Origin of the sequence: Aminiphilus sp. (genome assembly GCF_029975095.1) — a bacterium.
Taxonomy (GTDB): domain Bacteria; phylum Synergistota; class Synergistia; order Synergistales; family Aminiphilaceae; genus Aminiphilus.
This window is the reverse complement of sequence record NZ_JARKPW010000068.1, coordinates 1-14,864: the sequence shown is the minus strand read 5'-3', so window position 1 is coordinate 14,864 and position 14,864 is coordinate 1. Positions and strand designations below refer to the sequence as shown.

Annotated in this window: 14 protein-coding genes; 5 read left to right on the top strand and 9 right to left on the bottom strand. The window is 65.7% G+C overall.

Annotation, left to right across the window (positions count from 1 at the left end; all coding sequences use genetic code 11):
* The coding region (locus Q1K49_RS04370) for an MFS transporter (protein WP_300523229.1) at positions 1-1,002 on the bottom strand (1,002 nt) is incomplete at its 3' end.
* Between the two features lie 551 nt (positions 1,003-1,553).
* Here Q1K49_RS04370 and Q1K49_RS04365 point away from each other — a divergent pair.
* Positions 1,554-2,555: a LysM peptidoglycan-binding domain-containing protein gene (locus Q1K49_RS04365; RefSeq protein ID WP_300523227.1), complete on the top strand. Its 1,002-nt coding sequence runs from the start codon at positions 1,554-1,556 to the stop codon at positions 2,553-2,555.
* Here the strand turns inward: Q1K49_RS04365 and Q1K49_RS04360 are convergent.
* A complete protein-coding gene (locus Q1K49_RS04360) occupies positions 2,533-4,131 on the bottom strand; it encodes an L-serine ammonia-lyase, iron-sulfur-dependent, subunit alpha (RefSeq protein WP_300523224.1) in 1,599 nt (532 codons plus the stop codon). The genes Q1K49_RS04365 and Q1K49_RS04360 overlap by 23 nt on opposite strands.
* An 825-nt stretch (positions 4,132-4,956) precedes the next feature.
* Here Q1K49_RS04360 and Q1K49_RS04355 point away from each other — a divergent pair.
* Together Q1K49_RS04355 and Q1K49_RS04350 are read left to right on the top strand one after the other, a co-directional pair.
* Complete coding sequence (locus Q1K49_RS04355; protein WP_300523221.1) at positions 4,957-5,364, top strand: 4Fe-4S dicluster domain-containing protein; 408 nt, start codon at positions 4,957-4,959, stop codon at positions 5,362-5,364.
* A 4-nt stretch (positions 5,365-5,368) separates the two neighbouring features.
* Positions 5,369-7,132, top strand: coding sequence for an aldehyde ferredoxin oxidoreductase N-terminal domain-containing protein (locus Q1K49_RS04350; RefSeq protein WP_300523219.1), 1,764 nt, complete (start codon positions 5,369-5,371; stop codon positions 7,130-7,132).
* Positions 7,133-7,251: 119 nt separating this feature from the next.
* On the opposite strand, the gene phoU is transcribed toward Q1K49_RS04350, so the two are convergent.
* From phoU to Q1K49_RS04320, 6 genes are all read right to left on the bottom strand, one after another.
* Positions 7,252-7,959 carry a phosphate signaling complex protein PhoU gene (phoU, locus tag Q1K49_RS04345; RefSeq protein WP_300523217.1) on the bottom strand — a complete coding sequence of 236 codons (708 nt, stop codon included), beginning with the start codon at positions 7,957-7,959 and terminating at the stop codon, positions 7,252-7,254.
* A 260-nt stretch (positions 7,960-8,219) separates the two neighbouring features.
* Positions 8,220-9,038, bottom strand: coding sequence for an ATP-binding cassette domain-containing protein (locus tag Q1K49_RS04340; protein ID WP_300523214.1), 819 nt, complete (start codon positions 9,036-9,038; stop codon positions 8,220-8,222).
* Positions 9,031-9,960: an ABC transporter permease gene (locus tag Q1K49_RS04335; RefSeq protein ID WP_300523212.1), complete on the bottom strand. Its 930-nt coding sequence runs from the start codon at positions 9,958-9,960 to the stop codon at positions 9,031-9,033. Before Q1K49_RS04335 ends, Q1K49_RS04340 begins: the two co-directional genes overlap by 8 nt.
* Positions 9,957-11,108, bottom strand: coding sequence for an STAS domain-containing protein (locus Q1K49_RS04330; protein WP_300523210.1), 1,152 nt, complete (start codon positions 11,106-11,108; stop codon positions 9,957-9,959). Before Q1K49_RS04330 ends, Q1K49_RS04335 begins: the two co-directional genes overlap by 4 nt.
* Positions 11,109-11,125: 17 nt before the next feature.
* Positions 11,126-13,201 (bottom strand): ABC transporter substrate-binding protein, encoded by a 2,076-nt coding sequence (locus Q1K49_RS04325; RefSeq protein ID WP_300523207.1) that lies wholly within the window; start codon positions 13,199-13,201, stop codon positions 11,126-11,128.
* A gap of 280 nt (positions 13,202-13,481) precedes the next feature.
* Positions 13,482-13,940 carry a hypothetical protein gene (locus Q1K49_RS04320; protein WP_300523206.1) on the bottom strand — a complete coding sequence of 153 codons (459 nt, stop codon included), beginning with the start codon at positions 13,938-13,940 and terminating at the stop codon, positions 13,482-13,484.
* A 75-nt stretch (positions 13,941-14,015) separates the two neighbouring features.
* On the opposite strand from Q1K49_RS04320, the gene Q1K49_RS04315 reads away from it, so the two are divergent.
* Positions 14,016-14,213 (top strand): type II toxin-antitoxin system HicA family toxin, encoded by a 198-nt coding sequence (locus Q1K49_RS04315; RefSeq protein WP_300523203.1) that lies wholly within the window; start codon positions 14,016-14,018, stop codon positions 14,211-14,213.
* A 21-nt stretch (positions 14,214-14,234) separates the two neighbouring features.
* Complete coding sequence (locus Q1K49_RS04310) at positions 14,235-14,639, top strand: type II toxin-antitoxin system HicB family antitoxin (protein ID WP_300523201.1); 405 nt, start codon at positions 14,235-14,237, stop codon at positions 14,637-14,639.
* Positions 14,640-14,662: 23 nt separating this feature from the next.
* On the opposite strand, the gene Q1K49_RS04305 is transcribed toward Q1K49_RS04310, so the two are convergent.
* On the bottom strand, positions 14,663-14,864 hold a 202-nt coding region (locus tag Q1K49_RS04305; RefSeq protein ID WP_300523198.1), incomplete at its 5' end, for a hypothetical protein.

The following is a 14,864-nucleotide window of genomic DNA, read 5'->3' as shown; positions in this document are numbered from 1 at the left end:
CGCGAAGGACATGCAGGAAAATCCCATGGTGAAGAGGTAGGGCTTCAGGATTCCTTCGGGAAGCCTTCCTCCGGGCCAGAAGATCAGAAGCGCCCACAGGACGAGGTAGAGCCCTCCGAAGAAGAGGATCGGGGGCCGCCGCCTGCCGAGGCGGTCCGAGAGCCACCCCAGGATGATGCCGCCGAACATGGCCCCCAGAATGAGCAGCACCACGTGGTTCGCCGCCCGGGCCTTGTCGAAGCCGTACACGGCCTTGAGGAAGGGAACGCCCCAGGCCCCGGCCAGGGCGAAATAGGTGCCCACGAACATGGCGTTCACCATGGAGGCGGCAAAGAGCCCACGGCTCCGAAGAACCTCCGCGAGGGCCGGCAGGAGATCCTTTGCGCCGCCGCCCGTGCCTCCTCCCTCGACCAGAGGGGGCAACCCCGCATCCTCGGGGGCATTCCGGATGATCCGGTAACAGCAGAACGCCAGAACCAGGGAGAACACTCCGATCCCCGCGAAGGTGCCCCGCCAGGTGAAGAGCACCACGAGCCACGCCAGGGGCGTCTGGGCGAGAAGCCCTCCCAGGTTGCCGAGAAAGTTCGTGTACCCCGTCATGGTGGCGAACTCCTCGGGAAGAAACCATTGGGAGATGATCTTCAGGATGGACACGAACACCGTGGCAACGCTCAGCCCCACGAGAAAGCGCGCCGGATAGAGCCACGCCTCCGAGGGAGCGAAGGCGAAGAGCAGCGACCCGACGCCGGAGAGCGCCACCCCTGCGGAGACGATGACCCGTGCGCCGAGGCTGTCCGCGAGCATGCCCACGGGAATCTGCATGAGCATGTAGGCGAAGAAATACATCGACGCCAGCGTGCCGAACGCCCCGTCGGAGAGTCCGAAGGACGCCACGAGATCGTCCCGCACCACCCCCACCGCGAGCCGGTGGAAGAACACCACCATGAAGGCGAGGGCCATGATGCCCCAGATGGCCCACCGCCGGGAATACTTTTTTTTCACACACTCCCTGTCCTGTTCCACGTTCCGTCCCACTCCTCCCCGCGTCATTCCGCGGCAGTTGTCCGACGGCGCGAAAAATTCCCTCGCGTCAAGGCGCCTTCGATACACGACACAAAAGCCTTCTCGCAGCGATCGGCCCACGAAGGACCGTCCCGCGACGCACCGCAGCTCCCCCGCGGCGCGTTCCCCTTCCCTCGCTCCGGAGCGCCCGGAACGGGCGCCGCTAAAGAGTGCACACCTCCACGCCTCTTCTTCGTCAACGACGGCACACGACCCGGACCGTTTCCGCAAAATGACCCTTGCGACGCGGCGGATCGAATGGTGTACTATGTACTTCTGAGAAAGAGACGCCGTACGCTGCCGGAAAATCCCCGAAACCCTCCGGAACGCTTCTTTCTGCCCAGGTCCTGGCCAGGTGGAACTGACCGGTCCCGGTTCAGCCGCATTCGAGCGAGCGTCTCCCGGAAAGCTTTTCCAAGGCACGGCGCTCCGTTCTTCTCCGTTAGAGAGGACGGGAACGCGCCGAAGACGAGAAAACGGAGGAAACCACCATGTTCAGAAAATCGCGTGAGCGGGACGACGATATCATGCTCAGCCGCGCCTACCGGGTCCGCGACGAGTGGCGGAGCACCTTCAAGAGCATCGTACTCCTCGGTGCCGTCATCGGCGTTCTCTCCTTCGCCATCCTCTCCCTGCACCCCAAGGCGGAACTGCCGGCAAAGCTTTCCGGCACCCTCTCTCCCGCCGCACCGACCGAGGCTCCCTTCCCGAAGGATCCGGCGGCGCAGCCCCTGGAGGCGGCCCACCCCGGAGGCGAAGGGGCTTCCGTCACCGCCGGCGGAAGCGACACCCCGGCAGGTGCCACAAGCACCGAGGGAGCCGTAGCCGTGCCGGTCGGCTCCGGCACGAGTGCCGCCGCGCCGACCCGGGCACCCTCCCCCCAGACGTTCCGGGAGCACACCGTCGCGGCGGGAGAATCCCTGTCCGTGATCGCCCGCCGGTACGGCACCACCGTACAGGCTCTGGCAGACGCGAACGGGTTGAAATCCCCCTATCCCATCCGGATAGGTCAGGTCCTGCGGGTCCCCGTTGCAGCGGGAAACGCTTCCGCTCCGACCGCGGCCATCGCCGCCGGCACCGGCGCCTCTCCTGAAACAGCCCGACCCGTACACACCGAGACGCCCGCACAGGCTCCGGCCACGGGAGGTTCGGGAGCCCCGGCGACGGCCCGTCCGGGGGCCCCGCGCACCTCCGTCCACACCGTCGCCGCGGGGGAAACCCTCTGGTCCATCGCCACCAAATACGGCGTGACCGTCGCCACCGTGCTGGGCTCCAACGCGCTCGCCGATCCGAACCGCCTCCAGCCGGGAATGCAGCTCCGCGTTCCCGACCGAAACGGCCTCTTCCACACCGTGAAAAGCGGCGAATCCCTGAACGCCATCGCCTCCCGCTACGGCGTGGCCGCCGCGGCCATCGCGGAGGCGAATCCGGGCCTCCAGGGAGAGACCGTCGTGGCGGGAAGCGAACTCTTCATTCCCGGCGCGAAGCCCTGAGATCCCGCATCGGCAGCGCGAGCGCGGAGGGACACAGAGAAAGCCCGCCCCGGGCGGTACAGCGCAGCTCCGCCGGAAGCATGGTTCCCACGGCGTACACCGCGTCCACCGTCTCGTCCAGAGGAACAGGATTGACGTAGCCTCCGGCGACGAGATCCGCGCAGACGAAGGCCGACGCGGCAGCCACGGCATTCCGGGTGTGGCAGGGGATCTCCACACACCCCTGCACGGGGTCGCAGATGGATCCCATGGTGTTCTGAAACGCCACCGCCGCGGCGTCACAGGCGAGTTGCGCGCTTCCTCCCCAGGCATCCGCCACCGCCGCCGCGGCCATCGCTCCGGCGGCGCCTATCTCCACCTGGCACCCCGCCACCTCTGCGGCGAAGGTGGCCCGCAGGGCCACCACCAGCCCCACTCCCGACGCGGCGAAGAGGCTCCGTACCACCTGCTCCTCCGAAAGCCCCCACTCTTCCTCGAGCGTCACCGCCACCGCGGGCAGCACCCCTGCGGAGCCCGCCGTGGGCGCCGCCACGACCACGCCCATGGCGCTGTTCTCGTGCATGGCCGCAAGCGCCCGGGCCGCCGTCCGGGTGTGAAGCCCCCCCTGGGGGAGGCGCCCCTCCCGCTCCGCCGCGAGCACCTTGCCCGCGGAGCGGTCCAGAAGGCGCATGGGGTCTCCCTCGGTGCAGAGCCCCCGCTCCACCGAAGCCCGCATGATCCGGTAGCGGCGGGTCATCTCGGCGGTCACTTCCTCCTCGGAAAGCCCGAGGAGCTGCGCCTCGTAGGCCCGGGAGATCTCTCCGAGTCCGCCTTCCCGCTCCGCGGCAAGGCGGACTGCCTCCGCTGCGGAGGTGAAGAGAGGCTCTCCGGAGGGAACGAAGAAGACGGGGGTTCCCACGCGCAGCACGCTTTCGGCGAAGCCGCTTCGGGCGCACTCCTCCGCGAGGAGCGCCTTCAGAGCCGCCCGAACTTCCGGCGAGGGCGCACGGCGGCAGGAAACGACCAGGTGCACCCCCTCTTTCGCGTCGGCGAGCGACATCTCTCCGGGGCACGCCCCGTCCCGCTCCAGGGCGGCGCACACTGCCCGGGCGCACTCCCGGGATGGCACGGGAGCCACGACGTCGTGGGCATCTCCTTCAAGGTGCACGGGGTGTCCGTCCATCTCGGTGAGAAACACCGCTCCGCCTCCCACGGAACGGGCGCGGCATCGGAGTTCACCGCCGCTCCGCCCGCGAAAGCGCACATCCATGTCGTTGGGGTGCTCCGCTCCCGGCAGCGTCGTCACGGAAAACGCGACGGTCACACCCTGGCGGCGCGCCGTCTCCAGCGCCTCGAAGAACCGCCCGTCGTCGATGGGCCATCCCAGCACGCCGCAGGTGAAGGCGAGATCGCTCCCCTGCTGGGCGTACACCTGCCCCCAGGAGCCGTTTTCGTCGAAGGCGACGTGCGCCTCCACAGGCTCTTCTCCCAGAAAGGAGCGCACCAGCGCCGCGATGTGGTACGCCGCGGCGGTGTGCGAGCTGGACGGCCCGTGCAGAACGGGACCGAGCACGTGGTTGAAGATGCTTTGGGACATGTGCGAACCTCCTCCGTAAAGTGGACTCCGGGGCGGAAAACCGTTCCGCAAGGACCGTTCAAGCCCCCGTTCTTTTCGCTGCTTTTCGTGTTTTTCGTGCTTTTCTCCGCTCCTGTCGCCGCTTTCGTTCTTTTCGTCCCTGGACTGTCACGTCAAACACAACGGAGGTGGAGTCGGCTCACACTCGGGAAGTCCCTCTCCTTTAGGGGGGAACTTCCCGAGAAGACCACCATTGCCGTTCCCGACCGCTGCATCATCCGTGTTTCCATCGGCCTCGCTCCGCCGCGCTTTCCGGGGCGTGCCCGCGTCGGCATGCGCGGCGGAGCGAACACGTTCATCTTCCCAGATGGCGCACGCCCCGTCCAGAGACCACGGCGGAAGAGGCGCACCATTCCATTTCTCTTTCCATTTTCATTGCCATTGCCATTTCGAACAATCGCAAACATTTCCATGCAGTATACGACAAATCACGGAAAGCCGTTCTTCTTGACATTCTCCGGGTGTTCCCCTAGGATGGCATCCAAACAAAGGACGATCACGCCACTCCCCCCAGACGAAGAGCGGGAGCCCTTGCTCAAGGGCTCCTTTCTTTATTTCCGAAACCCGCCGAAAAGACGGAAAAGTGTGGCATCCCGCCCCGTGGCGACGCAAGCGCAAGGGAAATCGGCGGCGGAGCGACACCAGACGGATCGGAACAGGGCGGAACGCAGCACGGCGCGCACGACAAAACGGACCTGTACAGCACGGGACGGAAGAGCAAACGGACGGAAACGGAAGAAATTCAGAGGGGAAAAAAGCGGCAGAAACGGAGAGGGGGATCTTCTCGTGAGCAAAAGACTGACCGTGGCGAACCGGGACCAGTGTGTGGGGTGCTTCAGTTGCATGTACGCCTGCAGCCGCACCTTCCGCAGGGCGGGAAGCACCAATAAGGCGGCCCTGCGGGTGCGGGTCTATTCCGGCGTGGAGGGGGCCTTTTCTCTCCGCACCTGCCTGCGGTGCGCCGAACCGGACTGCGCCGCCGCCTGCCCCGCGGGAGCGCTGGTGGTGCAGCCCCAGGGAGGCGTAAGGCTGGAGAGGGAACGCTGCATCTCCTGCGGCGCCTGCGTCCGCGCCTGCGTTCTCAAGGTGCTCCAGTGGGACGAGGAGGAGCGCATCCCCCTTCCCTGCGTACACTGCGGCACCTGCGCCCGCTTCTGTCCCAACAATGTCCTGACCCTGACGGAGGAGGCCTGATCCCATGCAGGAGAATCTGCTCTTCGTCGATCTTTCCGCGCAAACGTCCCGGCTCGTCCGGGACAGGGAGCTTTTCGACACCTGGCTCGGCGGCACCGCCGCGGGAACGGAGCTGCTCTTCCGGCACTGCCCCCCCGACTGTGACCCCCTGGGTCCGGACAATCCTGTGATCTTCGTCATCGGTCCCCTGAGCGGGCTCTATCCCGTGGCGACCAAGACGGTGGCGCTCTTCAAATCTCCCCTCACGGGAGAACTGGGCGAGTCCCATGCGGGAGGACGCCTCGCCGCGGCCCTGCGCGAGGCGGACATCGACGCCCTGGTCATCACCGGCAGGGCACCGCACCCCACCTTTCTCACCATCGACAACCACGAGGTGCGCTTTCACTCCGCCCGGACCGTCTGGGGCAAATCCTCCCTCGCCACGGAGCGTATTCTTCGGGACTTCGACCCCCAGGACGGGCGCAAGAGTTCCGTGGTCCGCATCGGCCCCGCGGGAGAGCGCCTCTCCCCTCTCGCCTGCGCCACCGTGGACTCCTCGCGCCACTTCGGGCGCCTCGGCCTCGGGGCGGTGCTGGGGGCGAAGAACCTCAAGGCGATTCTCGTGAGCGGCAGCGGCGCCTTCGTCCCGGAGAGGCTCAAGAGCTACCGCGACACCTACCAGGGCATCTACGACAAGGTGGTCCACTCGGGAGAGATGCGCAAGTACCACGACCTCGGAACGGCGGGGAACATCCTCACCCTCAACGCCATCCGGGGACTGCCCACGCGCAATTTCTCCCAGGGATATTTCGAGGGGGCGGAAGCGCTCTCCGGGGAGTGCTTCGCCAGGGACTGGCTCGTGCAGCACACCGCCTGCGCACACTGCCAGTGCGGCTGCATCCACGTGGCGGAGATCCGGGAGGAGTTCAAGCCCTACCACTACCGCACCACCAAAGTCCCCTACGACTACGAACTCATCTACGCCCTGGGAACGCAACTGAGCCTGGGCTCCCCGGAGGACGTGCTGCGCCTCATCCTCGCCGTGGAGAAAGAGGGCTGGGACGCCATGAGCATGGGGTGCACCCTCGCCTGGGCCTCCGAGGCGTTTCTCTCGGGCGTCATCGGCCTGGACGTTACGGAAGGGCTCCCCATCCAGTTCGGCGACGCCGGAGGCTATCTGGAGGTCCTGCACCGCATCCGCACCGGAGCAGGCCAGTTCTACCGGGATCTCGAAGGGGGAACGGCCCACTGCGCCGCCGTCTACGGCGGCGAGCGGTTCGCCATGCACTTCGGCAGGGTGGAGCCCGCGGGCTATCTCACGGGAGAAAACGCCCTTCTCACCTGGATCGTGGGGGTGCGCCACTCCCACCTGGACGACGGCGGCTACGGCATCGACCAGAAGCTCCTCGGCAAGCCCCAGCCCCTGCGGGAACAGGTGGCGGCGCAGGTGAAGGACGCCCAGTGGCGCATGGTCACCAACTCCCTCGTCACCTGCCTCTTCGCCCGGAGCATCTACGACGGCGAGACCACCGCGGCGGCCTTGGCCGCCCTGGGCATTTCCCGCACGCCCGAAGAGCTTCGCCGCCTCGGAGAGGAGACGCTCCGGAGAAAACACGCCTGGAAGAGGGCCTGTGGGTTCTCCCCGGAAAAGGTGACCATTCCGGAAAAGCTCTTCTCCGTGCAGACCAGCAACGGCCCTCTCGACCGGGAGCGCATGGCCGAGCGGGTGCGCCTCTATCTGGAGCTGGCGGACATCGCCCCCGCATCCCAGGAGACGGGCACGCCATAGGGCATCTTCCGCGGCGCGGGGGCGTTTCCTCGCCGTGCATCGCACGATCAAGGAGAGCGCCCCCGCGCCCCCTCTTTCGTACGCTCCCCGGGCCTTGCGCGCTCCCCGGGCCGGCAGGTTCAGCAGGACTCCTCGGAAACCTCGCAGAGGGGGCGCCGGAGCGCACAGGATTTTTCGGCCACACCGGTGACCATGAAGAGGATGCGCTCCGCCAGGTTCGTGGCGTGGTCGCCCGCACGCTCCAGGTTTCTCGCCACGAGGAGAAGCCGCGTGCCCTGGGGAATGGTCCGGGAATCGCGGGTCATGAGATCGATGAGATCCCGCATGATCCGCTTTTCCAGATCGTCCACCTCGTCGTCCAGAGGGCAGATCTCCCGGGCGGCCGCGGCGTCCCGCCCGAGAAACGCGCAGAGCGCGCCGCCGATCATCTCGCGTACCCGGGTCGCCATGCGGGGAATGTCCACCAAAGGCTTCACGAAGGGCGCGTCGCCGATCTCGAGAGCGATCTTGGCGATGTGCACGCCGTAGTCGGCGATGCGTTCCAGATCCACCGCCATGTGGAGAACAGCGGAGACGGTCCGGAGATCCTGCCCGATGGGACGGTTTCGGGCGATGAGCTGGAACCCCTGAGAATCGATGCGCTCCGCCAGAAGGTTCGTCGCCTCCTCGTCCTGAAGCACTTCCCGCGCCAGGGAGAAATCCCGCTCCTTCAGCGCCCACGTGGCATTGGTGAGGGCGTCCTGGGCCCTCTCGCCGAGCCGGACGAGATCGGACTCGAGCATCTTCAGCTCCACGTGAAAACCATTTCGGGACGAATATTCCGCCATCTCTTCCCCTCCAAGGGACTTTGTACCGCCGCCCCTCCCGACAAAAACAGCCGCGGGAGCCCCGGTCTTCTGCTTGTCCATCCGTTTGTTCCGTTACGCCTGCCGCTTCTGTCGCCCTCTCCGCATCCCTCTTCCCTCTTCCCTCTTCAAAGTACACGCGATTTCCGATCCTCTGTCAAGAAACGGGGATCACAGGTCGGTAAAAACGGCCACGCAAAAACAGCCGGCGACGAAGACGACGCCCGCCCGCGCCGGAATCCCTACACGTACATCTCCCGCAGCATCTCCGCCACCGAGGGATCGATCTGCTCGCGGCGTTTGATGGCGTCGAAACGGTCCAGCAGATCGCCGGGGCGGAGGCGTTTCTTCTCCGCCCCCGAAATGTCGGCCACGATGCGCCCCCGGTGCATCATGATCAGCCGGTCGCCCAGGCTCACCGCCTGCTGCATGGAGTGGGTCACCATCAGCGTGGTGAGCCTCCCCTCGCGCACCAGATCGTCGGTGACGCGGATCACCATGTCCGCCGCCCGGGGATCGAGGGCCGCCGTGTGCTCGTCGAGCAGCAGCAGCTCGGGACGACGCAGCGTGGCCATCAGCAACGTCAGCGCCTGCCGCTGCCCCCCGGAAAGCAGGCCGATCTCGCTCTCCAGCCTGTCTTCGAGCCCCATTCCCAGCGAGCGCACCCGCTCGGCCAGCGCATCCCGGGACCCGGACCCGGCGAACGCACCTGCGCGCAGCGTGCGCCGCAGGCCGCGCCGTGCGGCGAGGGCGAGGTTCTCCCCCACGGTCATGTTGGGAGCCGTGCCGCTGAAGGGGTTCTGGAAGACGCGCCCGATCAGCGTCGCCCGGCGATGCTCGGGCCACCGGGTGATGTCCTGCCCGGCGAGCAGAATGCGCCCCGTGTCGAGGAAAAAGCTTCCCGACACGGCGTTCTGCAGCGTCGATTTACCCGACCCGTTGGTGCCGATGACCACCACGAAGGAACCGTCCTCCACCCGCAGCTCCACTCCCTGCAGAGCCCGAACCTCGTTCTCGGTGCCGGGATGGAAGGTCTTGACCGCGTTCTGTATGTCAAGCATGGTGCACCGTCCTCTTCCGCAGCCGCCCCACGAGACCCGGCAGCACCAGCGTTGCGAGCACGAAGAGCGCCGTGATCAGCTTGAGGTCGTTGGGGTTCAGCCCCCAGCGCAGGGCGATGGAGACCAGGAGCCGAAAGAGGACCGATCCCATCACCGCCCCGGCGAGGGAGATGCCGATGGAGCGCGTGCGCACCAGCGCCTGCCCCATGATGACGCTGGCGAGCCCCAGCACCAGCGTGCCCACCCCCATCTGCACGTCGGCGAAGCCCTGGTACTGGGCCAGCAGCGCCCCGGTGAGGGCCGAAAGCCCCCCGGCGAGCATCAGGCTGAAGAGCAGCATGTCCGGGGCGCTCACCCCCTGGGCCAGCGCGGACTGGCTGTTGTCACCCGACGCCCGCAGCGCAATGCCGAAATCGGTCCGCAGAAAGACCCGAAGCGCCACGCCGAGGAAGCACGCCAGCAGAAAAGCGCCGCCGAGCACCGCCAGGTCCCCCACGGAAACCTGCCAGATGGAGATCCGCACGCTGTCGATCCCCGTCAGGTGCCGCACCGCATCCCCCACACCGTCCACCAGCGTGGCGGTCTGCGACAGCGGAACGTTGCTCCCCCCCATGATGCGCAGGTTCACCGAGTAGAGCCCCGTCATCACCAGAATGCCCGAGAGCAGGTTGTTGATGTGGAACCGCGTGTGCAGCACACCGGTGACGCCGCCCGCCAGCATGCCCGCCCCCACGGCGGCCGGCGTGGCAAGCGTCGGCGGTACGCCGGCCGCCATCAGCACCGCCGCCACGGCGGCTCCCAGGGTGAGAATGCTGTCGGTGGCGAGGTCGGCGAAACCGAAAATGCGGAAGGTGAGGTAGACCCCCAGGGCCATCAGCGAAAGGAGAAAACCCATGGTGAGGGCTCCGATAAGAAGACTCACGCCCGGCCTCCTTCCAGCCCCGCCAGGGCGCCCGCCCACAGTGCCCCGCTCAGGAAGGCACTCTCTCCGGCGCCGGAGATGGGGCGCCGGTCATGCAGCAGATGCAGCAGTCCCACGGGATCCACGGCATCGAACAGTCGGGCGAGCACCGACGGCAACTCCACCCTGCCCTGCGGAATGGCCTTGAAGGGAAAGACCGCCGCGTGAAAGTGCCCCGAAAGCGCCTCCCCTCCGGCGAGGGGCCGCACCTGCGGGGCGAAGGCCCCCGCGTCGCCCCGGACCGCCAGCCCCACCACCACCGCCAGGTGACGGTCGAAACGCTTTTCGGGGCGGTAGTCCAGATGCTCGCGCACCGCGGGAAAGGCGAAAAAACCCTCATCCAGCACGGCCTCCGGGCCGGGCACGCTCAGGCTTGCCCCGACGAGCCCCGACGTTTCGGCCACCAGCGCCAGAGCCGCCGCCGGTGCTCCCACGGCATCGAGGGCAAGAGCCGCCAGCTCCGACAGGGGCATTCCCGGCAGGCTCTCGGAAAAGCGCAGACAGCACGAGGGCGCGCCCCGCAGCACCACCCCCGACGCAAAGTGCACCGAGGGGACGAAATCGCCCGAGGCGGCCATGAAATCCGGCGTCTGCCCGTCCCCCGGCGGGAGCATCAGGGCGAACCCCTCCGCCGCCAGCACTTCTCCGCTGTCGCTCCGTTCCTTTTCAAAGGAACCAATGCCCAATCCCCAACTGCCGGACCCGAAGGAGCACACCTCCCCCGCCCCCGACAGTTCCGCCCGGAACGACCCGTCTCCCAGATCGAACCGGACGATTTTCTCCACCGCATGGGCGGGCGCCGCCGCATCTCCCTCGACGAAGAACGCGGTCATCCCCACCATGTTCAGAATCTCCCGCACGAACTCCGAGGGCCGCCGGATCGCCAGATCCCCCCCGAGCGCCGTCAAGGTCCTCTTGTAGCGCAACAGACTGCGAATGCCCGCGGAACTGAGGAAGAGCACCTCGTCCATGTCGAGCACGATGTGGTGAGAGCCTTGCCTGATGGCGTCCTCAAGCTCGTCCTCCAGGATGCGGCAACGTCCCGCATCCAGCCGCCCCCGAAGCAGCAGCGCCAGCCCGCTCGGTTCTTCCCGCCGTTCGATCTGCATGGTCCCTTCTCCTTTCGCTACTCGCCCGAAACGACGTTCGCCCGCTGCCGCAACGAAGCGGGAATATCGAGCCCGTAGCGCGCCGCGTTCTTCTCGTTGATGGTGACGATGGTCCTGCTGATGGGAGCGAAGGGGATCGCGGCGGGCTTTTCTCCCCGCAGCACGCGCAGGGCCACGTGTCCCATTTCCTCGCCTCCGGCGACATAGTCGCGCGCCACGGCCACCGCCGCCCCCCCTTTGGTCGCAGTGGAGGTGTCGAACCCGAAGAGGGGCGTCTTCGCCTCCAGACAGGCCTTCGAGATGGGAGCGAAGGAGGAGAAGAAAAGATTTCCCGCCACCTGCAGCACCGCATCGACGTTCATCGAAAGGAGCGCCCGGATGCCGTCGGGAATTTCCGTGGGCGTCGAGACGGAAACGGAGACGAGTTCGACCCCCTTCGCAGCGAAGACCGCCTTCAGTTGTTCGAAGTTGTAGACGCAGTTTGATTCCGACGGGTTCACCAGCGTTCCCACGCGCTTCGCCCCCGGCAGGCACGCGAGCAGCGCCGCCGCGCCCTCGCCGTAGGCCGACGCCGAGGAGATGCCCGTCACGTTAGGCAGATGGTCGGTGTCGCTCGTGCCCGCCCCTGCCAGTACGGGATTCGCCACCACGCCGAAGATCACAGGAATGTCGCGCACCTTCTTCACCGCCGTCTGCAGGGTGGGAGTGGAGGTGAGCACCAGCATGTCCGCGTTCTGGGTCAGCACGTTGTCCACCATGGCGGCAAGCGTCGGCATATCCCCCTGAGCATTTGACACCGTCAGCGTGTATTCTTTCCCCTCGGTCCATCCCTCGTCCCGAAGCGCCTTCAGAAAGCCGCGGAGCGTCTCCTCCTGCGGCGCGGAGTCCACGTAATTCAGATAATGCAGGTTCCATCGGCGAGCCCCAGGAGCGGCGCCCGCTCCCGCCGCCGTCGGCACGCCCGAGGGCGCGGAAACGTCCTGCGACAGATGCCGCGTTCCCGACTCGTCCACGATGATCGCCGCCTGCGCCTCCACCTCGGGAGGAATGCGCCAGGGATCGCGCAGCTTCTTCAGCACGTTTTTGTTCAGCGACAGCTTGAGCGGCATCACGTTCTCCACGGGAATGTCCACGGGAGAAACGCCCCCGAGGATATCCGCCGCCACCTGCGCCTGAATGCGCCCCACTTCCACGTAGTTCGCCCCCAGCCCGAAGAGCGCCCCCTTTTCGGCGTACATGGAGGCGTAACCCACCACGGGAATGCCCGCCGCGTCCGCCGCCCGCACCACCGAGTCAAAGGCCGACTCCACCGAATTGTCGCCGCCGATGGCGAAGACCTGCACACCCTGCGACGCCAGCGCCGACGCCGCCTCATACACCGCCGACGAATTGTCGACCGTCACGGCGACCAGCTCCACGCCCAGCTCGGCGCAGGTCTTTTTCGCCAGCTCGTAACACGCCTGGGAGCATGCCTCCGAGGGATTCATCACCGTCCCGACGCGCGTCAGGTCCGGATAGAGCCTTTTCGTCAACTCCAGCACCTCGCGCACCGGCTGGAAGGTGCCCACCCCCGTGAGCCATGCGGGATGCTCCCGGTGATTTTCGCGACTGATGCCCACTCCGGCGGCATAGGGATCGGTGACCGCCCCGAAGACGTGCACCACCTTCCCCTCCTTGTTCGCCGTGGCCCCCACCTGCAGCATGGGCGTGCTGATGGTGAGCATCAGGTCGTAGTCGCCTCCGCAGGCGTTCTGGGCCATGCTCACAGCGGTGGGCATGTCACCCTCGGCGGAGAACGTGTCCAGCATCACGTTTTTGCCATGCTCAAAGCCGCGCTCCGCCAGCCCCGCCACCAGCCCTTCGTAAGTCTCGTCGGTGGTCACCGAAGCCGTCCATTTGAGCACCGCCACGCGAACCGGCCTGCCCGCCCGAACCTTGCCGTGCAACGCCGCCGCCGGGCCATCGGAAGCCAGGCCACCGGGCGTTCCGGACATGTTCTGCACCCGCCCCCGGTAGTCGGAAACCAGCAGCACCGCGCTTGCGGCGACGATGAGAAAGATGCCGAGAAACAGACTCTTCATAAGCCGGACCATGTCAGCACAACACCTCGCAGTCGATAAGAGAGCTAAAATCGGACGGTATACGCATGACCGGCGCATGTCAAGTGGGATGACACGATCTGTGACGAGGAACAACACTTTTCACTCTCGGGAGGAAACTTCGTTTCAATCCACGCCCCCGCGCAGGGGGCGACGGGCCCGTCCAGGTCTCTCCCGCGCACTCTCCAGGAAACCCCGACAAGATCGGCGAGCGTCATTTCAGCGCCAGCGAGCGCGGGGCCTTCGCGCTCGGAAGATGCGGAAAGTCCCGGCTTCAGTAGAGAGTCCGCGGCAGAAGCGTCGCCACGCTCCTACCGCTTGCGATCTTCACGGGGATTTTCTCCTCCGCAATGGTCGGCGCGTCCATCACTCCGACGAACGACACGAGCCCCAGCCAGGCATCTCCGTTCTTCACGGCATGGGTGACAATGATCTGCGAATCCTGAATGCGGTAGTTCTTCGCGTACCCGCTGAATTCGTTCGTGAGGTTGCAGAGCGCGACGCTCCCCGTCCCCCTCTCCATGTCCTTGCTCACTTTCGGAGCGACGAGTTTCACCGGGCTCGGAAGATACGTCTTTCCGCCGTAAACGATGTCTGAAGGAAAATCGGTGAAGAAAAGCTCGATGGTCGTCGATGGATCGTTGATGACCGGAAGCGACGAAATCGCGACCAGCCAGGCCGTCGTGATCTCCGCCGCCGCCGCAATCCTGTAGGCGCTTGATCCGCGCGGCATTGCGACATCTCCTCTCTAAATCTGTTGACATATGTTTCAACATATGTTATCCTATCCTCGAAGGGGGTTGCGGCCATGGGCAAAAGCTATTCTTCATCGGAAATCATCAAGTTGCTCAAAAAAGACGGATGGTTCCTCTACAAAACCACGAGGGATCACCATCAGTTCAAACACCCGGTAAAGAAAGGCAAAGTAACGGTCCCCCATCCCAAAAAAGATTTGAACATCTCGGTTTTGGAAAGTATCAGAAAACAATCGGGGCTCAAGATATAGAGCCCAAAGGAGGTTTTTCCCATGAAAGACAAATACGTGTATCCCGCATTTTTCTGCTACGACGAGGGTGAGGAAATCGGGGTTGTCTTCCCCGACCTTCCGGGCTGCGTCTCCCAGGGAGCCCCCGAAGAAGAGGCGTTGCGCATGGCCAGGGAAGCTCCTTCCCTGCACCTTTTCGGAATGGAAGAGGATGGGGACGAGATCCCGGAGCCTACCCGCCCGACGGAGCTTTCCCCGGAAAAAGATCAGGTGATCGTGCTTGTGGACGTTTTCATGCCCCCGTTCCGGGAGAAGATGAACAACAGGGCTGTGAACAGGATGGTTACACTTCCACGGTGGCTGGATGCGGAAGCGAAAGCGGCAAAGATCAGCTACTCCCTGGTTCTTCAGGAAGGGCTGAAAACCCGCCTGGGAATAAAGGCATAGCGTAAGCCCCTCCGGAGAGGGGCTTACAACACTTCCCTGAAGGTCACGCCGGCAAGATGCCCGTTCTTCGTTCCGTCCCACGAGGCGGAAAGGCTTTCTTCTTTGAATCGCACCGATACGGACGCACTCTCCCCCGGGGGAGTCCAGCTGAACGCCTCGAAGCTCCCCTTCCTGGCGTCGAAAAAGGCGACAATCGCCCGGATCGTCGCCGCCGTCGACGGCGGC